At 69.4% G+C, this 25,871-nt stretch carries 24 protein-coding genes; 11 read left to right on the plus strand and 13 right to left on the minus strand.

Translation table 11 applies throughout. The features are described from left to right. Positions 1-6: 6 nt before the first annotated feature. Entirely contained in the window at positions 7-672 is a 666-nt protein-coding gene (locus OZ403_RS28205) for a hypothetical protein (protein WP_268782233.1), read from the minus strand. A gap of 189 nt (positions 673-861) precedes the next feature. On the opposite strand from OZ403_RS28205, the gene OZ403_RS28210 reads away from it, so the two are divergent. Then, positions 862-1,359, plus strand: a complete 498-nt coding sequence (locus tag OZ403_RS28210; RefSeq protein ID WP_140794443.1) for a SixA phosphatase family protein — start codon at positions 862-864, stop codon at positions 1,357-1,359. A gap of 13 nt (positions 1,360-1,372) precedes the next feature. After that, positions 1,373-1,705 (plus strand): iron donor protein CyaY, encoded by a 333-nt coding sequence (cyaY, locus tag OZ403_RS28215; RefSeq protein WP_140794444.1) that lies wholly within the window; start codon positions 1,373-1,375, stop codon positions 1,703-1,705. On the opposite strand, the gene OZ403_RS28220 is transcribed toward cyaY, so the two are convergent. The 6 genes from OZ403_RS28220 to secA all read right to left on the minus strand — a co-directional run bounded on the left by OZ403_RS28220 (position 1,693) and on the right by secA (position 9,928). After that, entirely contained in the window at positions 1,693-3,372 is a 1,680-nt protein-coding gene (locus OZ403_RS28220) for a diguanylate cyclase (RefSeq protein WP_268782234.1), read from the minus strand. The two genes, cyaY and OZ403_RS28220, sit on opposite strands and share 13 nt — an antisense overlap. Beyond that, complete coding sequence (gene frr, locus OZ403_RS28225; protein WP_140794446.1) at positions 3,372-3,929, minus strand: ribosome recycling factor; 558 nt, start codon at positions 3,927-3,929, stop codon at positions 3,372-3,374. The genes OZ403_RS28220 and frr overlap by 1 nt, the downstream gene beginning before the upstream one ends. A 38-nt stretch (positions 3,930-3,967) precedes the next feature. Beyond that, positions 3,968-4,720 carry a UMP kinase gene (pyrH, locus tag OZ403_RS28230; RefSeq protein ID WP_140794447.1) on the minus strand — a complete coding sequence of 251 codons (753 nt, stop codon included), beginning with the start codon at positions 4,718-4,720 and terminating at the stop codon, positions 3,968-3,970. Positions 4,721-4,936: 216 nt separating this feature from the next. Next, complete coding sequence (tsf, locus tag OZ403_RS28235) at positions 4,937-5,590, minus strand: translation elongation factor Ts (protein ID WP_140794448.1); 654 nt, start codon at positions 5,588-5,590, stop codon at positions 4,937-4,939. A gap of 158 nt (positions 5,591-5,748) precedes the next feature. After that, a complete protein-coding gene (gene rpsB / locus OZ403_RS28240; protein WP_140794449.1) occupies positions 5,749-6,726 on the minus strand; it encodes a 30S ribosomal protein S2 in 978 nt (325 codons plus the stop codon). 379 nt (positions 6,727-7,105) lie between these two features. After that, a complete protein-coding gene (secA, locus tag OZ403_RS28245; protein WP_140794450.1) occupies positions 7,106-9,928 on the minus strand; it encodes a preprotein translocase subunit SecA in 2,823 nt (940 codons plus the stop codon). Between the two features lie 350 nt (positions 9,929-10,278). On the opposite strand from secA, the gene rlmM reads away from it, so the two are divergent. Both rlmM and OZ403_RS28255 read left to right on the plus strand, forming a co-directional pair. Beyond that, entirely contained in the window at positions 10,279-11,301 is a 1,023-nt protein-coding gene (gene rlmM, locus OZ403_RS28250; RefSeq protein WP_268782236.1) for a 23S rRNA (cytidine(2498)-2'-O)-methyltransferase RlmM, read from the plus strand. Between the two features lie 42 nt (positions 11,302-11,343). Next, positions 11,344-12,048, plus strand: a complete 705-nt coding sequence (locus tag OZ403_RS28255) for a diguanylate cyclase (RefSeq protein WP_140856391.1) — start codon at positions 11,344-11,346, stop codon at positions 12,046-12,048. A 162-nt stretch (positions 12,049-12,210) separates the two neighbouring features. Here the strand turns inward: OZ403_RS28255 and OZ403_RS39520 are convergent, their stop codons facing one another. The 4 genes from OZ403_RS39520 to OZ403_RS28275 form a co-directional block, all read right to left on the minus strand. After that, complete coding sequence (locus tag OZ403_RS39520) at positions 12,211-13,128, minus strand: M23 family metallopeptidase (RefSeq protein ID WP_140794453.1); 918 nt, start codon at positions 13,126-13,128, stop codon at positions 12,211-12,213. A gap of 219 nt (positions 13,129-13,347) precedes the next feature. Continuing rightward, positions 13,348-14,145, minus strand: coding sequence for a Stp1/IreP family PP2C-type Ser/Thr phosphatase (locus OZ403_RS28265; RefSeq protein WP_011555314.1), 798 nt, complete (start codon positions 14,143-14,145; stop codon positions 13,348-13,350). A 60-nt stretch (positions 14,146-14,205) separates the two neighbouring features. Continuing rightward, positions 14,206-15,942, minus strand: coding sequence for a DNA repair protein RecN (gene recN / locus OZ403_RS28270; RefSeq protein ID WP_140794454.1), 1,737 nt, complete (start codon positions 15,940-15,942; stop codon positions 14,206-14,208). A 145-nt stretch (positions 15,943-16,087) separates the two neighbouring features. Next, positions 16,088-19,348, minus strand: coding sequence for a DEAD/DEAH box helicase (locus tag OZ403_RS28275; RefSeq protein ID WP_418763967.1), 3,261 nt, complete (start codon positions 19,346-19,348; stop codon positions 16,088-16,090). Between the two features lie 392 nt (positions 19,349-19,740). Here OZ403_RS28275 and OZ403_RS28280 point away from each other — a divergent pair, with 392 nt between their 5' ends. From OZ403_RS28280 to OZ403_RS28290, 3 genes are all read left to right on the plus strand, one after another. Continuing rightward, entirely contained in the window at positions 19,741-20,295 is a 555-nt protein-coding gene (locus tag OZ403_RS28280) for an adenine phosphoribosyltransferase (RefSeq protein WP_140799532.1), read from the plus strand. 7 nt (positions 20,296-20,302) lie between these two features. Further along, the gene (locus OZ403_RS28285; RefSeq protein WP_268782237.1) at positions 20,303-20,518 is read left to right on the plus strand and encodes a hypothetical protein; all 216 of its coding nucleotides are present in this window, start codon (positions 20,303-20,305) and stop codon (positions 20,516-20,518) included. Between the two features lie 182 nt (positions 20,519-20,700). Continuing rightward, entirely contained in the window at positions 20,701-21,531 is an 831-nt protein-coding gene (locus OZ403_RS28290; protein WP_140799534.1) for an alpha/beta fold hydrolase, read from the plus strand. A 13-nt stretch (positions 21,532-21,544) separates the two neighbouring features. Here the strand turns inward: OZ403_RS28290 and OZ403_RS28295 are convergent, their stop codons facing one another. After that, on the minus strand, positions 21,545-22,231 hold the full coding sequence (locus OZ403_RS28295) for a hypothetical protein (protein WP_268782238.1): 687 nt from the start codon (positions 22,229-22,231) through the stop codon (positions 21,545-21,547). Between the two features lie 9 nt (positions 22,232-22,240). Further along, positions 22,241-22,675, minus strand: a complete 435-nt coding sequence (locus OZ403_RS28300; protein ID WP_140856399.1) for a hypothetical protein — start codon at positions 22,673-22,675, stop codon at positions 22,241-22,243. Positions 22,676-22,801: 126 nt separating this feature from the next. On the opposite strand from OZ403_RS28300, the gene OZ403_RS28305 reads away from it, so the two are divergent. The 4 genes from OZ403_RS28305 to OZ403_RS28320 are packed head-to-tail and all read left to right on the plus strand — an operon-like array spanning position 22,802 to position 25,858. Further along, on the plus strand, positions 22,802-23,410 hold the full coding sequence (locus OZ403_RS28305) for a TetR family transcriptional regulator (protein WP_140799536.1): 609 nt from the start codon (positions 22,802-22,804) through the stop codon (positions 23,408-23,410). Further along, a complete protein-coding gene (locus OZ403_RS28310) occupies positions 23,407-24,618 on the plus strand; it encodes an MFS transporter (protein ID WP_140794460.1) in 1,212 nt (403 codons plus the stop codon). The genes OZ403_RS28305 and OZ403_RS28310 overlap by 4 nt, the downstream gene beginning before the upstream one ends. Further along, complete coding sequence (gene coaD / locus OZ403_RS28315; protein ID WP_140794461.1) at positions 24,618-25,115, plus strand: pantetheine-phosphate adenylyltransferase; 498 nt, start codon at positions 24,618-24,620, stop codon at positions 25,113-25,115. The genes OZ403_RS28310 and coaD overlap by 1 nt, the downstream gene beginning before the upstream one ends. Then, positions 25,112-25,858, plus strand: coding sequence for an MBL fold metallo-hydrolase (locus tag OZ403_RS28320; RefSeq protein WP_140794462.1), 747 nt, complete (start codon positions 25,112-25,114; stop codon positions 25,856-25,858). The genes coaD and OZ403_RS28320 overlap by 4 nt, the downstream gene beginning before the upstream one ends. The last annotated feature ends 13 nt before the right edge of the window (positions 25,859-25,871 follow it).

The raw sequence follows: 25,871 nt of genomic DNA on the forward strand, positions 1-25,871 counted from the left end.
CCGTCTTCACCGGCGCGTGCCGGTGAAGACGCGAATCATCTCCTGGTAGTTCTGGATGAGGTCTTCCTCGCGCGTCAGGACGACGTCGACGTTCGCATCGCCGTAGTCGCGGCGGGCGTCAGCCAGCGTCTGGAAGGCCTCCACCTGGGCGCGCATCGACGCCACCTGGGGCGCCATGCCCTGTTGCTGCTCGGGCGGCAGCTTCGCCTGGAGCGACTCCAGCTTCTTCAGCTCCTCATCGTACTGGAGCGTGCGCCCCAGCTGCCGCTGGCTGATGACGGCGGTGACGACCTCGGCGATGCCGTTGACGTCCACCTCGGAGAGCTGTGCCTCGCGGCGCGCCTCGGCCTCCGCCTTGGCCTTGGCTTCCACCACCTTCAAGCCCTCGCGCGCGGCGGCCATGGCCTCCGGGGTGCCGGCGTCCACCAGCGCCCCCAGGTTCTGCAGGCCCTTCATGAGCGAGCCGTACACATCCAGCATCCGCCGCTGGTAGCCCACGTACGCGTCCAGCTTCTCCTTCGTCACCGTGTAGGGGCCAGCCTCCACCACACCGGCGGGAGCGCCGGGGGCCTGCTCGCCCACCGCCCCGGCGGGCGGCGCGGAAGCGTCCTCGGGTTTCTTGCAGGCCGAGAAGGCCACGAGCACCCACAGTCCCCACAGCACCTTGCGCACGCGCTTTCCTCCAGACGGGACATGTCAGCCCCTCATGTATGCTCCGGCAACCTGGGCGGTGAGAGGCGTCCCGCCTCTGTCTGTCATGGTGGGGTTGTTCCGGCCACTGAACAATCGCCGCATTACCTTTGACCAACCCTGCCGCGCTCGTGTACGAACCGCGGTTCTGTCGAAAGCGGTGGAGGGAATTTGAGGCTTTTCCTGGTTAGGCACGCGGATGCGGACGCGGAGATCCCCGAGGGTCTCGGTGACGAGGCACGCGCCCTCACCGCGAAGTCCCGCACCAGCACCGCCCACCACTTCGCTTCGCTGACCGAGCGCATTGGTCCCGTGGGGCGCATCCTGACCAGCCCGCTGGTTCGCACGGTGCAGACGGCGCAGATCCTCTCCATCTCCGCCAAGTTCGAGGGCCCGCTGAAGGTGCATCGCTGCTTGCTGCCCGACATGCCCGTGGGCGCGGTGGAGCCGGTGCTCAACGAATACGCGGACGAGAACCTCGTCCTCGTGGGTCACCAGCCGTCCATGGGCGCCCTGGCGGCCCATCTGCTCGGCATGCAGTCCTTCCCCAAGCCCGTCAACCCGGGCACCGTCATCGGCCTGGAGCGCGCGGAGGGGGAGTCTTCACCGCCGTTCAAGTTCCTGTTCTACGCCGCCCCTGGTCAGCAGGTGCTCGACATCATCCAGTGAGGCCATTGCGGCCATGATGGACGAAGCTCGCTACAACCAGCTGGTCTCCGCCGCGTTCAAGCGCATCCTCGCCGCGGCGGATGCCATCGACCCCGACATCCTGGAAGCCGACAGCACCGGCGACATGGTGACGCTCACCGCGGCCTCGCGGGAGAAGTGCATCGTCAACACCCAGCGCGCCGTGCGGCAGATCTGGGTGGCGGGCCGGGGTCAGGGCATCCACTTCGACTACGACGCGGCCACCGGCACCTGGAAGGACGACAAGGGCCGGGGCCTGGAGTTGATGTCCTTCGTCGCGGACGTCGTCCGCGGCATCACCGGGGCGGACTTCGCCTATCCCGGCTGAGTCCTGCCGCTCGCGGCCTCCACCCAGTCACCACCCGCGGCCTGAGCGCGGCGCAGGGCCTCTCCGGCCTCTTTGAGGAGGCTGCCGAAGCTGACCTGGGCCAGGGCGCCCGCCACGGGTCCACGGCCCGGCGGGGGCTCGGAGACGGCGACGCCCACCGAGGCGCTGGCGCCCTCGAAGGCCGTCAGGGACTTGATGAGCTCGCGCAAGCGCTGCCCCACCACCAGCGCGCCGGAGCGCGGCGTGTGCGGGAGGAAGACGACGAAGCGGCTGTCCGCGAAGGGCACGGCGACGTCGATGTCGCGCACGCCGGACACGAGCAGTCCCAGGGCCTCGGCGAGCGCGAGCTTCCGCGCGGCGGGGGCCAGGGGCGCGGCTTTCTCCGCGAACCTGTCGATGTCCACCAGCAGCACGGCGATGGGGTAGCGGTAGCGCCGGCTGCGCTTCACTTCCATCAACATCAGCCGTTTGAGGAACTCGAAGTCCGGAGAGGAGCCGACCGCCGCCAGGTCGGACCGGCTGATGCGGCTGCCGCCCGGAACAGGCGTGGGGGCGAGCGCGGGGAAGGAGCCGGAGTGCCGGGCCCCCACCGAGGGAGGCGGAGCGCTGGCGGACGGTGTCGCGGGGGTGGCGTCAGACGCGCTCGTGGATACAGCACCCGAGTCCGAAGGTTTCGCCGCCGAGGTAGCCGTGGCCTCGGGCGGAGACCTCTGCGCGTCCGCGGGCTGCGTCGCTGCCTCGGGCCGGGTCGTCGGCTCGGGCGACGCCTCGAGACCGGCTCCTGACGCAGCGACAGCCTCCGTGGCCTCGGGTCCGTCCTCGGACGCTTGCCCGGCGGCATCCGACTCGTCGGCCTCTGGCTCCGCGTGGAGCAGTGGAAGGTCGTCTTCCTCGGAAGCCTGCGTCTCCGCTGTGGCCGAAGCAGGCGCCGCGCCCACATCCGGGGCCGTGCTGCCCGCTTCGGAGGACGGCGACGTGATGGGCTCTTCGTCCAGCTCAGGTGGCAGTGACGCGGACTCCGCGCCGCGGCCCTCGGACAACGGCGCATCCGCCTCGCGCGACGGTGGCACCACCAGCGCCTGTGCGGTCTCCGCTTCCGGTGCCTCTTCGTCGAGCGGCGGTGGAGGGGGCATGCCCCGCGCATCCGCGCTCTCGACAGGTGCATCCACGTCGTCGAGCGGCGGCGGAGGCGGAACCATCCGCCCGCCCATCGCGCCCGGCAGCGGCGGCGGCCCGCCCGAGTGAGACGCTCCATCAAACGAGGGGAATGGCGGCCGCGCGCCCACGGAACCCACCCGCCGCAGCGCCTCCTCGCGCTGGACGAGCAGGGACACGCACGTCAGCACCGTGGGGCGCTTCAGCGGCCCCACCAGGCACCCGTCCGCGCCCGCCTGGGCGGCCCGCGTGTCCGCCTGCTCCTCGTCCGGCGAGTACAACAGCAACACCGGCGTGGCGAGGCCTTCGGCCCGCACACTCCGGCACAACGCCTCACCGTCCAGGGCGCCCGTTCCGGACGCCAGCAGGACGGTGGGCGTGCGTTCCCGCACCGTGCGCAGCGCCTCGTCGACGCTGCTCACCCAGGACACTTCATGACCGGCGGACTCGAGATAGCGGCGCAGAACGCCCGCCACCGGTGCGGAGGGCTCGGCGAGGACGATGGAGGGCATCAGACCTCCATGACCTCCTTCTCCTTCTTCTTCACGATTTCATCCACCTGCGTGATGCCCGCGTCGGTCTGCTTCTGCACGACCTCGGTGATGCGCTTGTGGTCGTCCTCGGTGATCTTCTTGTCCTTCAGCTGCGTCTTCAGCGCCTCGTTCGCGTCGCGGCGGAGGTTGCGGATGGTGACCTTGAACTCCTCGCCCTTGTTCTTCACCTGCTTGGCGATGTCCTTGCGGCGCTCTTCGGTGAGCGGCGGGAAGGGCAGGCGAATCATCTCGCCGTCGTTCATCGGGTTGATGCCCAGGTTCGCCTCGCGCAGCGCCTTCTCGATGTCCTTGAGGACGCTCTTCTCCCACGGCTTGATGGTGATGAGCCGGGGCTCGGGCGCGTTGACGCTGGCCACGCCCGACAGCGGCGTCGGCGTGCCGTAGTAGTCCACCCGGACGCCATCCAGGATGGCGATGCTGGCGCGGCCCGTGCGGACCTTCGTCAGGTCCGTGCGCAGGCCCTCGATCGACTTGTCGATACGGCCCTTCAGTTCGGCGACGACGTCTCCACTCATTGCGTTCTCTCCTTGAGTGCTTGCCGGTGGGTCGGGGCTCAGGCCCAGACGGTCTCGCTGCCACCCACCAACGTACCAATGTCCCCATCACCCAGCACCGCGCGGCGGATGTTGCCCCGCTGCGTCAGGTCGAACACGATGATGGGCAGCTTGTTGTCCATGCACAGCGAGATGGCCGTGGAGTCCATGACGTTGAGATTCTGCTTCAACACGTCCATGTAAGTCAGCGACCGATAGCGCCGCGCGGTGGGGTCCTTCTTCGGGTCCGCGCTGTACACCCCGTCCACCTTGGTCGCCTTCAGGATGACCTGCGCGTTGATTTCCATGGCGCGCAGAGAGGCGGCGGTGTCGGTGGTGAAGTACGGGTTGCCGGTGCCCGCCGCGAAAATCACCACGCGGCCCTTCTCCAGGTGGCGCACGGCGCGCCGGCGGATGTACGGCTCGGCAATCTGCTCCATCTTGATGGCGGACAGCACGCGCGTGTGCAGACCCTTCTTCTCCAGCGCGTCCTGCATGGCCATGGAGTTGATGCAGGTGGCCAGCATGCCCATGTAGTCGGCGCTGGCGCGGTCCATGCCCTCCGTGGCGCCAGCGACGCCCCGGAAGATGTTGCCGCCACCAATCACCAGGGCGACCTCCACGCCAGCCTGCGCCACCTCGATGACTTCCTCGGCGATGCCCATCAGCGTGGGCGGATGGATTCCGTACTTCCCCTCCCCCATCAGGGCCTCGCCCGAGAGCTTGAGGAGAATGCGCTTATACGGGAGCGGCTTCTTCGTGTCGGAGGACATGCGCCACCGCTTCTATCCCCCGCTCAGCGAGGGATCAACGCTGGAGTCGGTGGGCCGGCCCCACATCGTCCGCTGGCGGTCGCACGGGGAGGGGCCAAACAGACCCGCAAAAGCGAGGGCCGCGTCGCCCGGACGCCCCGTGTGGGGCATTTCCGGTGCGCGCGGCCCTTGTCTGCCCTGCGTCCAGGCTCGCGGCCCGTGAGGACCGCGGAGGCCTTACGCTTGGCCCAGCGTCTTGGCGACTTCGGCGGCGAGGTCGTCCTTCTTCTTCTCGATGCCCTCACCCACCTCGTAGCGGACGAAGCGGCGCACGGAGACCTTCTCGCCAATCTTCGCGGCGCGCTCGGAGATCATCTCGCCGACCTTCTTCTTGTCGTCCTTCACCCAGAGCTGGTCCACGAGGCACACGCCCTCGTAGTACTTCTCCATCTTCCCGACGAGGATCTTCTCCAGCATCGCCTCAGGCTTGCCCTGCTGCTTGAGGAGCTCGCGCTGGATGTCCTTCTCCTTGTCCAGGTTGTCCGTGGGGACCTCCTCACGACGGACGAACTTGGGGCCGGCCGCGGCAATCTGCATGGCCACGTCCTTCACCAGCTCCTGGAAGTCGGGGTTGCGGGCGACGAAGTCCGTCTCGCAGTTCACCTCGACGATGACGCCGATGCGGCCACTGTGAACGTAGGTGCCGATGACACCTTCGGAGGCAACGCGGCCTTCCTTGCCAGCGGCCTTGGCGATGCCCTTCTTGCGCAGCCACTCCTCGGCCTTGGCGAAGTCGCCACCCGACTCGGAGAGCGCCTTCTTGCAATCCATCATTCCCGCGTTGGTCCGCTCGCGGAGCTCCTTCACCATCTGGGCGCTAACTTCGGCCATCGTCGTCTCCTGCCTCCGCCACTCCAGGGCGCACTGCGCCGGGCGGAGCATTGCAAGTTCAAGGGGATACTGCGGCACCAGGGAAACAGAGGCGGCCGGGGAGCTGGCCCGAACAGGCGCCACCCGGCCGCTTCGGCACTGACGTGAGGAAGGGACGGCTACTCGGCCGCCGCCTCACCCTCGGGAGCAGCGGCCTCGGCGGCCGGCTCGGTGGACGCGACAGGGGCCGCGGCCTTCATCTCAACGAGGGGGCCACGGCGGTCGCCGCCACGGTCACCACCCCGGTCGCGACGGTCGTCGCGGCGGTCACCGCGGCGCGGGCCACGGCGGTCATCGCGGCGGTCGCCACGGTCGTCACGGCCCTCACGCTCCTCCTGCTCGTCGCGCTCGGCGGCGCCCGAGGCGCGGTAACGCGCGGCGCCCTCGAGGCAGGACTCGGCAATCTTGGAGGTGAACAGCTTGATGGAGCGGATGGCGTCGTCGTTGCCGGGGATGACGAAGTCGATGCCGTCCGGATCGCAGTTGGTGTCCACCAGGCCGATGACCGGGATGCCCAGGCGGCCCGCCTCGTGGATGGCGATGTGCTCCTTCTTCGGGTCGATGACGAAGACGCAGCGGGGCAGCTTCGACATCTCCTTCACGCCGCCCAGGTTCTTCTCCAGCTTCTCGCGCTCACGCTCGAGCTGGGCGACTTCCTTCTTGGGCAGGCGCTCGAAGGTGCCGTCCTCGGCCATCTTCTCCAGCGTCTTCAGGCGGTCGATGCCCTGCTTGATGGTCTTGAAGTTGGTCAGCGTGCCACCCAGCCAGCGGCTGGTGACGAAGAACTGACCGGCGCGCGCGGCCTCCTCGCGGACCACGTCCTGCGCCTGCTTCTTGGTGCCGACGAAGAGCACCGAGCCACCGCGCGCGGTGATGTCCGCCACGAAGCGGAACGCCGAACGGGCCATCACGACCGTCTTCTGCAGGTCGATGATGTAGATGCCGTTGCGGGCGCCGAAGATGAACGGCTTCATCTTCGGGTTCCAGCGCTTCGTCTGGTGGCCGAAGTGAACACCGGCCTCCAGGAGCTGCCTCATCGTGATGCCACCGGCGGCGGCCATCGCCTGCTGCTGCGTCTGCGTGTCCTGCGTTTCCATGTCGTCTCTCCGGTTGTTCCGCCACGTTCGAGAAACCTTCCGGCCGAAACGACCACGGGGGAGTCCCTCTCCGAGGAGAGGCCCTCACCCACGGAAGCACCGGCGACCGGCACGAACGTGTGAGTAGTGGGTACTGCCTGGGGTGGACTTCCCCCCGACCCCATACCTTGGGGCGGGGGGTCCTTAACAGAACCCCTCCGGGCCGCGCAAGCTTCACCGCACCGCCCGTCCGGGCAGGGACGGCACATGCCGCTCCCCCGCCCTCCAGCCGTCCCAGCGGGCGCTTTCGCCCGGCTGAAATGGCACCGGCGCGGTGCCTCCCCAAGGGGTGGCGCCGCGCCGGCGTCCTACACGGTGAGCCTGTCAGACAACCCGCGTCCTAGACGCTGGCCTCCGAGGCGCCGTGGCACTTCTTGTACTTCCGGCCGCTGCCGCAGGGGCAGGGGTCGTTGCGGCCCACCGCCGGCTTGCTGGCTGCCGCCGGACGCGCCGCCGCGGCCACCGAGCCCTCATCCAGCTTGCCGTCCGCCGTGGCGCGTCCCTCCACCGCCTTCTTCTGCTGCTGGGCGAGCTGGCGCTGGATGCGGGCGGCCTCTTCCGCCGCGCTGGAGGCGGAGCGGGGCTGCACGTGCATGAGCTGGGTGACGAACTGCGCCTTGATGGCGGAGAGCATCTGGATGAAGCCCTGGTAGCCCTCCTTCTTGTACTCCTGCTTCGGGTCCTTCTGGCCGTAGCCGCGCAGGCCGATGCCCTGGCGCAGGTGGTCCATGGCCAGCAGGTGGTCCTTCCAGAGCCGGTCGATGGTGGCCAGGTAGTTGTACTGGAGGAAGCGCATGAAGTTCTCGCCGAACTCCTCCTCGCGCGCCTGGAAGACCTTCTCCGCCGCCTTGTAGATGTGCTCCTGGAGCTCCTCGCGGTTGCCCACGCCCTCGAAGTTCATCTCGAGGTTGAAGGTCTCCTTCACGCCCTGCTGGAGCGCGGCGATGTCCCAACCCTCCACGCCGCGGGTGGGCGCGTAGGTGTCGGTGAGGGACACGATGACGTCCTCCATCGAGTCCAGAATCAGCTCGCGGAAGTCCGCCCAGCTGACGGTCCGCTCGGAGCGCGTCTTGATGCGCGTCTTCGGATCCTCGTCGTACTCGACCAGCGGCACGCCCGCGCCCGCGGCCAGCACCTGGCGCCGCAGCTTGTAGATGGTGCGGCGCTGCTGGTTCATCACGTCGTCGTACTCGAGGAGGTTCTTGCGGATGTCGAAGTTGTGGCCTTCGACCCGCTTCTGGGCGCCCTCGATGGCACGTGACAGCCACACGTGCTCGATGACCTCGCCCTCCTCCATGCCCAGCCGCTCCATCAGGCCCTGGATGCGCTCGGACCCGAAGATGCGCATCAGGTCGTCCTCGAGCGACAGGAAGAAGCGGCTGCCACCCGGGTCACCCTGGCGGCCGGCGCGGCCACGCAGCTGGTTGTCCACGCGGCGCGACTCGTGGCGCTCGGTGCCGATGATGAAGAGGCCGCCGGCGTTGTGGACCTCCTCGCGCTCCTTCTTCGTCTGCTCCTCGAGCTTCGTCTTGGTGTCGGCGAGCTTCTGCTCCCACGCCGCGAGCTCCGCTTCGTAGGCCGTCAGGTCCAGCGGCTGCCCTTCCGGGGCCGACGTGGGCGGCTCGGGCGGCGGGCCCATGGACGCCTTGGCCAGGACCTCCGCGTTACCACCCAGGAGGATGTCCGTTCCGCGGCCGGCCATGTTGGTGGAGATGGTGACGGCGCCCTTGCGGCCGGCCTGCGCGACGATGTCCGCCTCGCGCTGGTGCTGCTTGGCGTTGAGGACGTTGTGCGGGATGCCGCGCTTCTTGAGGAAGCTGGCCACCACCTCGCTCTTGGCGATGGACACCGTGCCCACGAGCACCGGCTGCCCCGCCTTGTGCAGCTCCTCGATTTCCGCCGCCACCGCCTCGAACTTCTCGCGCTCCGTCTTGTACACCACGTCCTGCAGGTCCTTGCGGATGGGCGGACGGTTGGTGGGGATGACGCGCACGTCGAGGTTGTAGATTTTCGCGAACTCCTCCGCCTCCGTGTCCGCCGTGCCCGTCATGCCGGCCAGCTTGGAGTACATGCGGAAGTAGTTCTGGAACGAGACGGTCGCGAGCGTCTGGTTCTCGTTCTCGATCTTCACGCCTTCCTTGGCCTCGATGGCCTGATGAAGGCCGTCCGACCAGCGGCGTCCCGGCATCTGGCGGCCGGTGAACTCGTCGACGATGACGACCTCGCCGTCCTTCACCACGTAGTCCTTGTCGCGCTTGTAGAGCGTGTGCGCGCGCAGGGCCTGGTCCACGTGGTGCAGCATCTCGATTTCGCCCGGGTCGTACAGGTTGCCCACGCCCAGCCGCTTCTGGAGCTTCTCGATGCCGTCATCCGTGAGCGACACGGAGCGGTGCTTCTCGTCCAGGGTGTAGTCCTGGTCCGGCACCAGCCCGGGGATGACCTGGTCCACCCGGTAGTACTTGTCGGTGCTGTCCTCGGTGGGGCCGGAGATGATGAGCGGGGTGCGGGCCTCGTCGATGAGGATGGAGTCCACCTCGTCGACGATGGCGAAGTTCAGCTCGCGCTGGACGTAGTCCTGCAGGCGGAACTTCATGTTGTCGCGCAGGTAGTCGAAGCCGAACTCGTTGTTCTGCCCGTAGGTGATGTCCGAGCGGTACGCCTCCTGCCGCTGCTTGTCGTTCAGCTCGTGCAGCACGCAGCCCGTCGTCATGCCCAGGAAGCGGTAGACGCGCCCCATCCACTCCGCGTCGCGGCGGGCCAGGTAGTCGTTCACCGTGACGACGTGTACGCCCCGGCCGGACAGAGCGTTGAGGTAGGTGGGCAGCGTCGCCGTCAGCGTCTTGCCTTCACCGGTGCGCATCTCCGCGATGCAGCCCTCGTGGAGGAACATGCCGCCAATGAGCTGCACGTCGTAGTGACGCTGGCCGATGACGCGGCGCGCCGCCTCGCGGGTGATGGCAAAGGCCTCGAAGAGCAGGTCGTCCAGCGAACGGCCGTTCTGGATCTCCTGCCGCATGCGGTTCGTCTCGGAGACGAAGTCCTCGTCCTTGAGGGCCCGCATACGGGTTTCCAGCTCATTGACCCGGGCGACCTTCGCGTGGGCCTTCTTGAGCTCACGCTCGTTCTTGGTCCCAATCAGTTTCTTCAGCGTCCATTCGATCATTCGGTCGGCTCTCTCGCCGGAGAATCCTCGAAGGACGGCGGCGAGTGAAGGGAAATCCCTGGAGGTGTAAGGGAGAAACGTATGGAAACCACGTGCGTCCGCCGAAACTTCCACTCGGCAGGCCGCCCACCACGCAGCGGCTCAGAGTAAAGCGGAACCCGGCCCACGCAATGTCCCCCACACGAAATCAACGCCGAGGCCCCTCCCGGCCTTCACGACGACCTCCCTCCCGCCATCCGGGCCGCCCCGGAGCGCCGCCTAACCGCCAGGGCCCTGCCCCCGGGGGCAAGCCCCCTGCACACACCGCGCCGCCCGCCCCCAAAGTCCCTCCCCGGGCAAAGGTCCCCGCCATGCCCGCCCGGACGCTGGCAGCCCGGCCCGGGCGCTGGCTGTGGACCTGTCGCGCGGGTTTCGAGGCCCACCTCTTCGAGGAGCTGGAGTGGGCCGGCGCCGAGCCCCGCCTGCTGGGCGAAGCCCTGGTGGAGAGTGACGCCATCTCCGGCCCTCCGCCCGCCTTCGCCCGCGCGGGCTATCAGGTGGCCGCCACCCTGACGGCCACCAGCCCCGAAGCCATCGCTGACGCCGCGACTCGGACCGTGCTGGCGCTTCCCGGGCGGGCGCCCTGGGCGGTGCAGGCCTTCACGCCCGACACTCCGCGTGGCAATGCCCTGGCACCCGTGGCGGAAGCGCTGGAATCCGCCGTGTCCGCCAGGCTGCCGCCAGGGCGGCGCGTCGAGGACGCCCAGCGGGCGCGCGAGGCGGGGGCGCTGCTGGTGTCCCTGTGCGTGGCGCCGGACGACGTGACGGTGGTGGGCACCGTGCACGCGCGCGAGGCAGTGTCCCTGGCGGCGGGCGGACGCAGGCGCATGCGGCGGGCTGGAGACGCGCCGTCACGCGCGGCCATGAAGCTGGAGGAGGCCCTGGACGGACTGGCCTTCGAGCCTGAGCGTGGCGACGTGTGCGTGGACCTGGGCGCGGCGCCGGGCGGCTGGACGCAGCGACTGGTGAGCCGTGGCGCGAAGGTGGTGGCGGTGGACCCCGCCCGGCTGATGCCGGAGCTGACGGGGAACCCGCGCGTGAAGCACGTCCAGGAGAGCGCCTTCGCCTATGCGCCCGACGAGCCGGCGGACTGGCTCTTCTGCGACATGGCGTGGCGGCCCCTGGAAGTGGCGCAGCTGCTGGCCAAGTGGGGCCGCCGCGGCTGGGCGCAGCACCTGGTGGCCAACATCAAGCTGCCCATGAAGGACAAGAACCCCATCCTGCTGCGGGTGCGCCACACGCTCGTCCAGGAGGGCGGCTGGGAGGGGCTCACCGTCCGCCAGCTCTACCATGACCGGGATGAGGTCACCGTCACCGCGCACAAGATGAAGTGAGGCCCTGCGTCCCGGCGGTGGACGCGCTACACAAGGAGCGCAATGCCCTACCCGCTCGACGACGCCACGGCCACCGCCCTCATCGCCCTCCATCCCTGGGTGCTCACCCGCAGCCCCCAGGCCCCGGTGCAGGCCGCCGTGGAGGTGCTCGTCCAGGCGGAGCAGGCCCGGCGCGGCCAGCCGGACGCGAAGACGGGCGCGCTCCAGGTGCCAGCGCTCACCCAGGGCAACCTCCTCAAGGAGGAGTACGACTTGTCCACCCACGGCCATCATGATGGGTGGCGCGTGGGCGCCGTCATCGCGGACGTGCAGGGGATGATCAACGTCAACGCCCGCTTCGGCTTTCCCACCGGGGACGCGGTGCTGCGCGCAACCGTGGAGTCCCTCTCCGCGCAGTACCCCGGCGCGAAGGTCGTGCGCATCCACGCGGACGCCTTCGCCGCCCTGCTCGTGCCGACGTCGCAGCTCACGGTGGAGGAGCACCTCGCCGTCCCCACGCGTGAACGGCTGACGCAGGACGTGCGCCGCGTGCTGCCCCAGGGAACGCCCGACGCGGACGTGCCCTCATGGACGGTGAGCCTGCTGGAACTGACAGTGGACGCACCTTCGCACTGGCAGGTGCTGGGACCGCTGCTGTGGGCGGAGCTGGAGCGAACCCACGTCATGGAGCGCACCGGCCGCGCGCAGGGACTTCAGCGCAGGCGCATCCGGCTGGATGGCTCCATCCCAGGCCCCGCGACGCTCTGAATCTGCGCGGGAGCGCCTGAGCGCCGGGCCCTTCTGGCCGTCCCCGCTGGGGCGGCAACTGCGCGCGCTCCCGGAGCCCTTCGGGCTTCCACGGGAGAGCGTCTCTTCCGTCCGGAGCGAGGCGCCTCGATGAACCACCGAGGCGTCATCCACCCGCGCCGACTACTCCTCGAGGATGAACTTGCGCGGGTTCTGCCCGATGCCGTTGACGCGGACCTCGTAGTGGAGGTGCGGGCCCGTGGAGCGGCCGGTGTTGCCGACGGCGGCGATGTGCATGCCGCGCTTCACCCTGTCGCCGGCCTTCACCAGCATCTTCGACAGGTGGCCGTAGCGCGTCTTGATGCCGTAGCCATGGTCGATGACGAGCACGTTGCCGTAGCCGCCCTCCAGGCCCGCGAACACCACCGTGCCGTCCGACGGCGCGAAGACTTCCTTGCCGTGCGGCGCCGCGATGTCCATGCCGCCGTGCATGACGCGGTCCGCGGTGTACGGGTCCAGGCGCGAGCCGAAATCGCTCGTCACCCAGCCGCGCGCGGGCCAGATGGACGGCGTGGAGGCCAGCAGCGACTTCTGGTCCTGGAAGTAGGCCTGCAACTCCTGGAGGCTCTGCTCCTGGCGGGTGGCCTCCGCGCTCAGCCGGTCCAACCGGCCCATCAGCGCCTTGGGCGTCTCCGTGGACGTCAGCTGCGTGAATTGCGTGTCGGTGGCCGGCGCGGACGTGCCCGCCTCGGGCTCCGTCGGGCCCATGGCCAGGTTGCGCTGAGGATCGGACAGCAGCGTCACCGCGCGCAGCTTCTGGTCGAAGCGCTCCACCCGGTCCAACGTGGAACCAATGTGCTCGATGCGCTCACGCACCGACTTGAGCTGCGAGCGCAGCGTCAGGTTCTCTTCGCGAAGGATGCGGTTCTCGGAGGCGTCCGCGGCCACCTGGAAGTAGTGCACGCTCGCACCCACGCCCAGTCCCACCACGAGCATCAGTCCCATCCCCACCTGGGTGAGAAAGGACCGCTGGATGGTGTACCGCTTGACCGGAGCGTCATGGTCCGGAATCACCATCAGTGTGAAGGACTTTTTCGCCACGGGACAGCTCCCCTGCTTGCGTGGGACTACTGGCGAAGCAAGCTAAGTCGCTTGCTCTCGCGCAACACCTCCCCCCGCCGCCTACCCCTCCCGCTTCGTCGCCCACCGGCATTTCGACTCGGCTGGAAACGTTGGGGCAGCTACCACTCACATTCCAAGAGTGTCAAGGTCAACAGACCCGCAGGGAGGTCTGCCGGCCACGTCCAGACTCTGGGTGTGTCAGGCCTCCACTCGCACGACGATGACGGTGATGTTGTCGTCGCCGCCACGCTCGTTGGCGAAGTCGATGAGACGCTTGGGGACCTCTTCGAAGGTCCGCGCCTTCACCACGGTTTCGTGGATCTCCCGGTCCTCCATCATGTTCGCGAGGCCGTCCGAACAGAGGAGGAAGACGTCGCCGGGCTCTGACACCAGCCCCATGACGTCCACCTGCACCTCCTCCTCGAAGCCGACGGAGCGGGTGATGATGTTCTTGTAGCGGGAGTGCTTCGCCTCTTCCGGGGTAATCATCCCCGCCTTGATCTGCTCGTTGACCAGCGAGTGGTCCTCGGAGATCTGCTGGATGAGGTCGCCGCGGATGAGGTACGCGCGGCTGTCACCCACGTGGGCGAAGAAGGCGTGCTCGTCGCGCACCACCAGGGAGATGACGGTGGTGCCCATGCCGGACAGCCGCGCATCTTCCTGCGCGGCCGTGAAGATGGCCAGGCAGGCCCGCTCCACGGCGGTGCGCAGCGCCTCCGGAATCGGAGAGTCCTGGAGGTTCGGGACGGAAAGGAAGGGGTTGTCCTTGCCTTCCCGCGCCCGGCGCATCTCTTTGTCGATGGTCTCCACCGCGATGCGGGACGCAGTGCCGCCGCCCGCATGGCCGCCCATTCCGTCGGCCACGACGTAGAGCTGGAGCTCATCATCAATGAGGAAGCTGTCCTCGTTGTGATTACGTTTGCGCCCGACATCCGTCAGGCCGGCGGAAATTATCTTCAAGCGGGAGGCCGCGGTCTGCCCTGCGGTGCTGGACACACCCGGGATGCTATGTGAGGCCCAAGGATGGGGCAAGGACACGGATGCACCTAGCGTACTTCACGCGGTGCGTCGGAGCCGCCCCCGGGGGCTCCCCTCCGGTCCAGACTCCCTGCGGGCCCGGGTCCCCAGCGCCCTGTTGGCAGAACGCACCAGGGCCTCCGCCGCTCCCAGGGCCTCACGCGTCACCTCGACACCCGACATCATCCGTGCCAGCTCCCGGGTCCGTTCCGCCCCTGCCTCCAGCACCACCACCTCCGAGACAGTGCGCTCGCCCTTGAGGCCCTTGCGGATGAGCAGGTGTGCATCCGCATAGGCGGCCACCTGCGGCAGGTGGGTGATGCAGAGCACCTGACGGTGACTGCTCACGTCCTTGATCATCCGCCCCACCACGTCCGCGATGGCGCCGCTGACGCCCGCGTCCGCTTCGTCCAGGATGTAGCACCCACCCCCGTCGCTGTCGGCCAGGGCCTTCTTGAGTGCCAGCAGCAGCCGGCTCGCCTCACCGCCAGAGGCCACCTTCGCCAGCGCTCGCGGCGGCTCGCCGGGGTTCGCGCTAAAGAAGAACTCCACGTCGTCCGCGCCGTCCGGGCGCAGCGACTCCGATGGCGTCACCCGCACCTCGAAGGCCGCCTTGCCCATGGCCAGTTGCCCCAGGCCCTCGCGCACCTGCGCGGCGAACGTCACCGCACTGGCCGTACGCGCCCGCGTCAGCGCCGTGGCGGCCTTCCGGGCCCGCTCCTCCACCTTGCGGCGGTCGGCGGCCAGCTCTTCCAGGATTTCCTTCCGGTTCTCCAGCGTGCCCAGCTCCACCTCGATTTCGCCCTGCTTCTTCAGCAGGCCATCCAGGTGCGTGCCGTGCTTGCGGCACAGACGCTTGAGCGCGTCCAGCCGCTCCTCCACGTCCGCCAGCCGCGAAGGGTCCGACTCCAGCCCCTCCACATACCGGTTGAGCCGCCGCTGCGCCTCCTCCAGCTCCGACAGCGCGGTGCTCAGCGCCTGCGCCACCGGCGCCAGCGTGGCGTCACACTTCACCGATTCGTGCACCAGCCCCAGCGCGCGGCCCACCGTCTCCACGGCGGACTGCTCCTCGCCGGACACCAGCAACTCCGCTTCCGAGGCGTGGCGCTTGAGCTTCTCCGCGCCGCCCAGCCGCTTGCGCTCCGCGTCCAGCCGCGCGTCCTCGCCGGCCTCCGGGTCCAGGCGCGTGATTTCATCGAGTTGGAAGCGCAGGAACTCGGCGCGCTCGCGCACCTTCGCCTCGTCTCCGCCCAGCGCCTCCATGCGCGCGTCCACCTCGCGCAGGCCGGTGTACTCCCGGAAGAAGGCCGCCAACACCTCCTCCAGGTTGCCGTACCGGTCGAGCAGCACCCGGTGCAGGCCCGAATCAAAGAGGCTGACGTGCTCGTGCTGACCGGCGATGTCCACCGCCCCGCGCGTGAGCCTGCCCAGCACGCCCACTGTCACCAGTGAGCCGTTGACGTAGGCCTTGCCGCGCCCGGTGCGTCCCAGCACCCGGCGCACCAGCACCTCTTCCCCCAGGTCCGGCAAGCCCAGCTCCTCCAGCCGGCTCTCCAACGCGGGAGTCCGCGCGAAGACGCCCTCCACGGACGCCTCCTCACAACCGGCGCGAATGACATCCGCGTCGGCGCGCCCCCCGAGCAAAAGGCCCAGTGCATCCACGAGGATGGACTTGCCCGCACCTGTCTCACCCGTGAGGACGGTGAGGCCGGCTCCGAACGCCACCTCCACCTCCTCGATCACCGCCACGTTCGAAATCCGCAGACCCAGCAGCACGCGCGCCCTCCAATGTCCGTACGACGGCCCTGGTACCTGAACACCCTAGCAGGTCCGACTGACACTGCACAGGCGTTCGGGTTGAGCGCACGGATGGCGGGCGGGAGGGGAAGGGGCCTCGTTGGGGCCCCAACCTCGCAAGTCCTCAGATTTCCGTGAAGAGCTCCTGGATGTCCTGCTCCGTGAGGGTGCGGCCCAGCTCGTCACCTTCCCCGCCGAGCACGCCAGCGGCCAGCTCCCGCTTGCGGCGCTGGAGGGCGAGGATCTTCTCCTCCACGGTCCCGCGGGTGATCAGCTTGTAGCTGATGACGGCGCGCGTCTGCCCGATGCGGTGCGTACGGTCCGTGGCCTGGTCCTCCACGGCGGGGTTCCACCACGGGTCGAAGTGGATGACGTAGTCGGCCGCGGTGAGGTTCAAGCCGGTGCCGCCCGCCTTGAGGGAGATGAAGAAGAGCGGCGGACCGTCCGGGTTGTTGTACTCGTCCACCTTGCCCATGCGGTCCTTGGTGCGACCGTCCAGGTAGAGGTAGCGCAGGCCCTTCTTGTCCGCCTCCTGCTTCAGCAGCTCCAGCATCTCCGTGAACTGGCTGAAGACGAGCGCGCGGTGGCCTTCCGCCACCAGGTCCTCCACCAGTTGGAGGAAGCGCTCCACCTTCGCGCTGGGCGGCATCAGGGTGCCGGGCGGCATCTTGAGCAGGCGCGGATCGCAGCACACCTGACGCAGGCGCATCAGCGCGGCCAGAATCGACACGCGGCTGCGCTTGAAGCCCACCTTCTCGATGCTCTCGTGCACCTTGCGGCGGCTCTCATCCAGCACCTCGCGGTAGAGCGCGGCCTGACCGGGCTCCATCTCGCACCAGGCGACGCTCTCCGTCTTCGGCGGCAGGTCCTTGGCCACCTCCGTCTTCAGGCGACGCAGGATGAAGGGCTGGATGCGGCGGCGCAGCCGGTCCTTCGCGGTGCTGTCGTTGGCCACCTGGATGGGCTGCTCGTAGCGGTCCCCGAAGCCATCCGAGCTGCCGAGGAAGCCCGGCATCAGGAAGTCGAAGATGCTCCAGAGCTCCGACAGGCGGTTCTCCAGCGGCGTACCGGTGAGCGCCAGACGCGTCTCGCTGGGGAGCGCCTTGCACGCCTGCGCGGTGGCGCTGCCCGCGTTCTTGATGTTCTGCGCCTCGTCCAAAATGATGTAGCGGAAGCCCACCTGGGACAGCTGGTCCAAATCACGGCGGACCAGCGCGTAGGACGTGAGGACCAGGTCCATGCCCTTCAGGTCCTCTGCCCGCTCCTTGCGGTCCTGACCGTGCCACACCATCGTCTTGAGGCCCGGCGTGAAGCGCTCGGCCTCGCGCTCCCAGTTGGCCAGCACGCTGGTGGGCGCCACCACGAGCGACGGCTTACGCCCCTCGTCGTTGGCCACCTTCTGCATCAGGCTGAGCGACTGGATGGTCTTACCCAGACCCATGTCGTCCGCGAGGATGCCGGACAGGCCGTGGCGGCGCAGGAACCAGAGCCAGGACAGGCCCGCCTCCTGGTAGTGGCGCAGCGTGGCTTGGAGCCCATCGGGCACGCCCACCTTCGGCACGCCCGCCGTCTCGCGCAGCTCCAGCATCGCCTGGCGCGCCTTGGCCTCCACCTCGGTGAACTCCCCCAGGTCCGCCAGCAGGTCCAACGCGACGGCCTGGTGCAGCGGCAGCCGCGTGCGCGAGCGGCCCGGCAGCGCGCCGGCTTCCTCGAGCAGGTCCGCCACGCGCTTGATTTCGACGGGGTCCGCCTCCGCGAAGGTACCGTCCTTCAGGGGGACGAAGCGGCGGCCGGAGTCCAGCCACATTCGCACCGCGCCCAGGTCCACGGCCTGGTCGTCGGTGACGAACTCCGCATCCAGGTCGAACCACTGCACGCCGCTCATGCCCACGCGGATGCGCGGCTTGAGCTTGGGACGCAGGCGCACCTTGGGGGCCTGCACGCCAAAGCGCTCCCAGTCCTCGGGGAGCGAGGCCAGGCCCCGGGCCCAGAACTCCAGCGCGGTGTCGGCCGTGGCGTCGAAGACCTGCGCCTGCGGCTCGAAGCGCAGGCCCAAGTCCAGCAGCAGCTTCCCCGCGCCGCGCTCCAGCTCCTCGCGACGCCGGTACAGCTTGCGGCTGTCCCCGCCCACGCCGCTGGCATAGCCCAGGTGCGTGGCAGTGGGGGACACCGGCACCGTCGTCTGGCCGTACTTGGCGGCCAGTTGCACCTTCACGCGCTCGGGGTTGCCTTCCAGCATGAGCATGAAGCGAGGCTCCACGGCCTCGTCCACGTCGATGTCGTCCGCCTTCAGCGCCATGCGGAAGCGCGGCAGGTGCGCGGCAAAAAAGGTCAGCACCCGGTCCAGCTGCCCCGTGGGGAAGGACATGCTGGGCTCGAGCAGCCACTTGCGCAGCAGCCGCGGCGGGAAGTCCGGCTCCACCGGGTGCAGGTTCTGGCCCTGGATGACCCAGGTGCGCCGGCCCGACAGGAGGATGACGTCCTTGAGCGCGTAGCTCGCGTTGTCCGGGAAGAGCAGTTCGATGCGCGCGGTGGCGCCGTCCGGGCGGGACTCCAGATGAATCTGGGGCCGCACCGGCACCTCGGTGTCGATGAGCGCCGTGCCACGGTAGATGACGCGGCGGTGGCGCAAGAGCTCCAGCGCCTCGCTCAGCTCCTCGTCGGACAGGACCAGGCGCGAGTCATAGCGGTGCTCGTGGCGCGACAGCAGCATGAAGACGCGCTCGTCCGCGGGGGAGATGCGGCCCCCCGTCTGCAGCAGCCGCTTGACGTGGATGGGCCCCTTCGTCTGCGCGTCCTGCCGGCGAACGTCGATGATCCACTGCCGGATGCTGCCGTTCCCCGTGCTGGCGGCCGTGAGGCGGTAGAAGAATTCGTAGTCGGGCTGAGAAGACAGACCGAGCCAGCTCTCCACCTTGGCCAGGGCCGGGAGGCTGACCGGGTCGCCGCTCGACGGCACCGGCTCCACATGAGGCTCGTCATCGACGACGACGTCCTTCGGCTCGGGAGCGGCGGCGACGGGCTCGGCCGGGCGAGGCGCGGGCGGACCGGGCGGACGGAAGCGCGCGGCGTAGATGAGCGCCGCGGCCACCACGTGTTTGCAGTGGGGGCCTTCGACATTCCACGACGGGCAGGTACAGGTCGACGTGGCTCGGCCGTTTCCCAGATGCAGGGCCGTCTGATACCGCTCGCCGGACGAACCGGCGACCTGGGCGCTGATGCGGTCCCCTTCACGATTGAGGCCGAAAACGCGGCGCGACTCCGCCACCTCTCGCCCCTGCTTGAAGGTCGTGGGTTGAACTTCGGCCTTCAGGGCACGGAGCCACTGGGTGTCCTGAGGCGGGAGGATCTCTCGGATATCGGCGGTGGATTGCACGGCTGGCACAGGCCCCAGGCTCCAAATCGCCAGGGAACCCGTTGAACTACCACAGCAACGAGGCTCCCGGTCGCGGGAAAAATCAATGCGTCCGCCAGCAGAATCCGCCGCTGGCATCAAGCTGTGAGAGCATCAACCCCCGCCATGGCCCGGACCGTCCGCTTTCGCGCCTCCGATACCCGCCTGCTCTTCTGGAAGGCGTCCGGCGCGCCGAGCCGACGCGCCGCCCCTCCCCCCAGAGGCGGGACGCCCCCCGTGAGGCCATTCCGCTGGGCGAATGCCCCCTGCGGGCAGGGGTCCGTCGCCATGGCGACAGGGCAGGCTGCCGTCCGAGCCCCCCGTCCCCCGGTCCTCCCCTTCCCCGCCCCACCGTTTCTCATCCCCCCGCTGGAGCGCACGCCATGACCCCGCCCGTCCCGAGCCTGACCGACACCACCCTCGTCGCCGACCTGAACGCCCGGCTCCGGGACGTGCCGGACTTCCCCAAGCCCGGCATCGTCTTCAAGGACATCACCCCCGTGCTGGCGGACCCGCGCCTGTTCGGCCGCGTCGTCAACGCCATGTCGGCGCCCTTCCGGGGACAGCACGTCACGAAGGTGGTGGGCGTGGAGGCACGAGGCTTCCTGCTGGGCGCGCCCATCGCGCTCGCCCTCAACGCGGGCTTCGTACCCGCGCGCAAGCCAGGGAAGCTGCCGCACCGCTCGGTGGTGGAGCGCTACTCCCTGGAGTACGGCTCCGACGGCGTGGAGATGCACGAGGACGCCATCCTCCAGGGGGAGCGGGTGCTCGTCGTGGATGACGTGCTGGCCACGGGAGGCACGGCAGAGGCCACCGCGAAGCTGGTGTCCCGGCTCGGCGGCGAGCTGGTGGGCTTCAGCTTCCTCCTCAGCCTGGACTTCCTCGAAGGCCCCAACCGCCTCGGGCGCGAGCGCGTGACGACGCTGCTGTCTTTCTGATTGGCGCGTGCCGACCGCGAAGCGCTCCGGCATCTCCCACCGGAGCGCGACGCCGCGCTCGGACTACGGCACGCCCACGGGGATGAGCGGCGAGCAACCGAGGTGCGCCGGCATGCAGTACGAGCGGCTCGGGCCCGGGCAGCACACCTGCGAGCCCGCACATGTCAGGCTCGCCGAGCACTTCGGACGGCAGGGAGGCACGTACGACTTCAGTTGCATGTGAACGTCTCCTGCCGGGGTCATCCCGGGAAAGCAGGAACAGGATACTGCGCGAAACATGAATTGATTGAGCCAGCGGCCCTCCGTCCGGCCGGAACGGCCCCTGCCGTGTTGCCTGCTGACATGCGGGCCGGGCCTGCGCACCCTCCGACGAGAACCAACCAATGCTTCCACGGAGGGGACGACATGCCGGAAGTACACACCCGCGGCGGCGCCCGCATCCGCTACGACGACGTGGGCCAGGGCGAGCCCGCGCTTCTCTTCATCCCAGGGTGGTGCACCACCCGAGCGAGCTTCCAGAAGCTGCTTCCCCGCTGCTCCGCCTTCCGCCGTGTCCTGTCCGTGGACATCCGGGGGCACGGCGAGTCCGAAGGTGGCGGCACCGACTTCGACAGCACCACGGTGCTGGAGGACCTGCTCGCGGTCGTGGAGACCAGCGGCGCGCGGCACATCGTCCCCGTGGCAATGTCCCACGCGGGCTGGTGGGGGCTCGACCTGCGACGGGCGTTGGGCCCCGCGCGTGTGCCGCGGATGGTGCTGCTGGACTGGATTGCCACCGAGCCCACCCCGGCCTTCCTCCGCGCCGTGCGCGGGCTCCAGACGGAGCGCTGGAGCGAGGTGCGAGACGGCTTGCTCCAGGGCTGGCTGGAGGGGCTCGACGACGACGCCATCCGCCGCTTCGTGCGCGACGACATGGGCGCGTTCGACGAAGCCATGTGGGCCCGGGCCGGGCGGGAGATTGAAGCGGCCTACGCCCGCGAGGGCTCTCCGCTGCGAGCGCTCGCGGCGCTGGAGCCGATGCCGCTCACGATGCACCTGTACGCGCGGCCAGAGTCACACGACTACCTGGCGGCGCAGGTGGACTTCGGCGCGGAGCATCCGGGCTTTCACGTGCTGAAGCTCCCCGCCACCAGCCACTTCCCGGTGCTGGAGGTGCCAGCGATGGTGGCCGCGGGCATCGAGGCGCTCGTCTCCGCGCGAGAGGTCCCCATCCACGCCAGCGCCGTTCCAGCCTGAGGCGGCGCGGGGACTACCGCAGCCCCAGGGCCTCCTTCATGCCATCGGTGCGCTCCCGGGCGCGCCGCATGGCGATGCGGTTGAGCTCGGGGTCCACGGGCAACGGCATCCACGCCAGGTACCGGGCACCGGAGCCGCCTTCTTCGGCCTGCGCGCTCGCGACGACCATCGTCCGGTGCTGGAAGGCCTCTTCCCAGGGGCCGCACCCCAACATGGAGAACTTCTTCACGGTGTCGTCCTTCGCCTGCGTCCAAGCGATGCAGGGGAATTCGGAGCAGTCCACCGCCACCACGTCGAGCCCCATGCCGCACTCGTTGGCGGCACGGAAGGCCACACGCTCGAAGCCCTTCGGCGTGAAGGGCTCCGGCAACTCGGGCGCGAAGGCGAGGGGCCGGTCTTCGGGCGCCGTGTCCTGCGCGGGCGCAGCCGGGACAGCCGCAGCGGGTTCCGGGAGCCTGCGAAGCACGGTGGCTTCACGTGCCGCCGAGGGCGTTGTCACGGCAGCCTCCCGCCTCGGAGCCTCCGACGACCGCGGTGCGGCGCGCGCATCGGACGGAGTGGGTGCGACGACGGTGGGCGCCTGGACGGCGGCACCCCCTGCCGGCACCTGCGAAGTGACGGAGTCCCTGCTGAACCAGACCCCGGCGGAGAATGCCAGGGCCACGACGAGCCCCCACAGCGCGAAGCGAAGCAGTTTCATGGCCACACCTCATTCATCGAGGATGAACTTCACGGGGTGCCCCGCCGCGCCGAAATAGCCCGCGGGCACGTCCTTGCCGGGGACGAGCGTGAGCGCCGCTCCCTTCTTCTTGAGGACCCCTCGCTTCAGGGGCTTGCTCTTTCCCGGCAGCCCCACGGAGACCTCATAGGTTCCGGAGTCACTGCGAGTCGCCTGCAGGCGCAATGCGCCCCTCCAGTCGGGCCAGCGCACCTGGACCTCGCTTCCGGACTCGACGCGGAGGGCGTTTGTCCCCCGGCCATCTTGCACCTGCAGGGCGACCATCTTCGCGTCGCAGAAAGCGGGCGGGTCATTGGGGCCGCACGGCGGCGGAAGGGCCCAGGTGACGCCCGGCACGCCCAGGCAGAGTCCCACCAGGAATCCAGACAGCACCACGGCGCGACAGCGACGGGCGGTTCGTGTCATGCGCTCCACGCTAGCAGCGCCTTGGGGCCCTTCCACATTCGGGCCCTCGCCCCCAGGGGCAGGTGGGATTGACGCCCTTGCCCGCCCTGTTTATAAGTTGGTCAAACAACTAATAAACATCCCACCATGCCCCGTCCATCCAACACCGAGGAGCGCCGTCAGCAGATTGTCGCGGGCCTGCTGAAGGTCATGTCGGAGCGCGGTTACGAGCGCGCCTCCGTGGGCGAAATCGCGAAGGCGGCGGGGTTGAGCCCGGGGCTGGTGCACTACCACTTCAGCGGCAAGCAGGAGATTCTCCTCTCGCTGGTGGAGCAGTTGGCGGCGCAGGCGCGGCAGCGGGTGGCGACGCGGCTGGAACGGGTGAAGGGCCCGGACGCCCGAGCCCGCGTCGATGCCTTCGTTGAGGCCTTCCTCGCCACGGGCGACGACGCGGCCCCGGCGGCCGTCGCGAGCTGGGTCACCATCAGCGCGGAGGCCATCCGGCAGCCCGAGGTTCGGGCCATCTACGAGCAGGTGGTGCGCGCCGACCTGGAGCACCTGACGTCACTCGTCGCCGCCGTGGTGGGACGGCGCAAGGCGCCCGCGCTGGCAGCCGGGCTGTTCGCCGCCGTGCAGGGCTACTTCGTGCTCGCCGCCAGCGTCCCGGGCCTGGTCCCCGCGGGCTCCGCCGCCAGCACGGTGAAGCGCATGGCCGCGGGGCTGATGGACTCGGCCGGCGCGAAGGAGGACGCATGAAGACGGCCACGAAGCTGGGGCTGCTCTCCAGCCTCTACCTGTCGCAGGGGCTGCCCTTCGGTTTCTTCACCCAGGCCCTGCCCGTGCTGCTGCGCCACCAGGGCCTGTCGTTGCCCTCCATCGGCCTGGCGCACCTGCTGGCGCTGCCCTGGGCGCTCAAGTTCCTCTGGGCCCCGACCATGGACCGGCACGGTTCGGCGAGGTGGGGCCGGCGGCGTGGCTACATCCTGCCGCTGCAGTTCCTGTCGTCGGGGATCCTGCTCGCGCTCGCGCTCCCCGAGGGAGGCCTGGACATGCGGCTGCTGATGGCCGCGGTGCTGGGCATCAACCTCCTGGCAGCCACGCAGGACGTGGCCACCGACGGGTTGGCGGTGGAGCTGCTCGCGCCAGCCGAGCGCGGCTGGGGCAACGGCGTCCAGGTGGCGGCCTACCGCGTCGGGATGATTCTGGGCGGCGGCGTGATGCTCGCCGTCTTCGACGCGGTGGGCTGGCGCCCCACGTTCCTCGCGCTGGGCGCACTGCTGCTCCTGGCCACCGTGCCCATTGCCCTCTTCCGCGAGCCCCCCACCGAGCCGCCGCCCGCGCAGAGCCTGGGCCTGCGGTGGTGGCTGAAGCGGCCGGGGGCCGGCGCGTGGCTCACGCTGCTCGTCGTCTACAAGGCGGGTGAAGCCCTGGCCACCGGGATGCTGCGCACCTTCCTGGTCGACGCAGGCCTGTCGCTGACAGCCATCGGCTGGATGTTGGGCGGCGTGGGCTTCACCGCGGGACTCGTGGGCGCGCTGCTGGGCGGCGGCCTGGTGGTGCGGCTCGGACGACGACGTGCGCTGCTCGTCTTTGGAGGCATCCAGGCCGGAGCGGTGCTGCTCTACGCCCTGGCGGCCCAAGGCCCTACGTCCCTGCCCCTGCTCACCCTCGTCTGCGGCGTCGAGCACGTCGCCAGCGGCATGGCCACCGCGGCCGTCTTCACCGCGATGATGGACGCATGCCGGCCGGACCACGCCGCCACGGACTACACCGTGCAGGCATCCCTGGTGGTGCTGGCCACGGGCGTCGCCGCCGCGCTGAGTGGTTTCAGCGCCCAGGCCCTTGGCTACGCCGGCCACTTCATACTGGCCGCGTTCCTGTGCGCGGCGGGCACGCTGTACGCCGCCCTCACCTTCCACCCGCCCCGGAGCCTGGCCTCCGCGGCCGCTCCCGAGGTGTCGTAATGACCATCGCCGTCTACGCCGGCAGCTTCGACCCCGTTACCGCCGGCCACATGTCCGTCGTCCGGCAGGCGGCGCGCCTCTTCGGCCACGTCGTCGTGGTGGTGGCCGTCAACCCGGACAAGGAGAGCCTGCTGTCCGCCGATGAACGCGTGGCCCTCCTCCGTGAAGCCGTGGCGCACCACCCCAACGTCACCGTGGCCCGAACGCAGGGGCTCATCGTCGACTTCGCGCGGGACATTGGCGCCAGCGTCCTGCTGCGCGGCGTGCGTGGTGCCACGGATGCCCAGTTCGAGACGACGCTGGCGCAGAACAACCGCGCGCTGGCGCCCGAGCTGTCCACCCTCTTCCTTCCAGCCGAAGCCCACCTGGCCGAGGTGAGCAGCAGCGGACTCAAGGCGCGCGTGGCGCGCGGCGAGGACGTTTCCGCCTTCTGTCCACCGGCCGTCGCGGCGAAGCTTCGGGAGCGACTCGACCCTTCCCTCCGGAGCCTGCCTTGAGCCTGTCCTTCATCACCCTTGGCATCGGCGACGCCTTCTCCGCCCTGCGCTATTCGTCCTGCTTCGCCGTGGAGGCGGAGGACCAGGTCCTGCTGGTGGACTGCCCGCACCCCATCCGGAAGATGATGCGCGAGGCGTCCGAGTCCTCCGGCGTGCCCCTGGACGCGGACCGCGTCAGCGCCGTGGCCCTCACCCACCTGCACGCGGACCACGCGTCGGGCCTGGAGAGCCTGGGCTACTTCTCCTTCTTCGTGCTGCAGCGGAAGCTGGAGGTGCTGGCCCACCCCGCTGTCGCGGACCGGCTGTGGGAAGGCAACCTGGCCGCGGGCATGGAGTGCCTCATCGAGCGGCGCGGGGAGCCCCCCAACGACAAGCACTTCGAGGACTACTTCGACCACACGCCGCTCTCCACGGAGACCGCCGTGCGGCATGGGCCCTTCCTCATCGAGAGCCGGATGACGTACCACCACGTGCCCACCACCGCGCTGCGCATCCACGCGGGGGGCCGCTGCCTGGGGTACAGCGCGGACACCGCCTTCGACGAGGGCCTCATCGACTGGCTCTCCACGGCGGACCTCATCATCCACGAGACGAACTACGGCGTGCACACGCCCTACGAGAAGCTGGCGGCGCTGCCCGCCGAGCTGCGCGCCCGGATGCGGCTCATCCACTACCCGGATGACTTCGACACCAGCGCGAGCGTCATTGAGCCGCTCGCGCAGGGCCGGCGCTACAACGTCTGAGGCGCGAGCGAGC

The organism is Myxococcus sp. NMCA1, from assembly GCF_026810205.1.
In the GTDB taxonomy this organism is placed as follows: Bacteria; Myxococcota; Myxococcia; order Myxococcales; family Myxococcaceae; genus Myxococcus; species Myxococcus xanthus_A.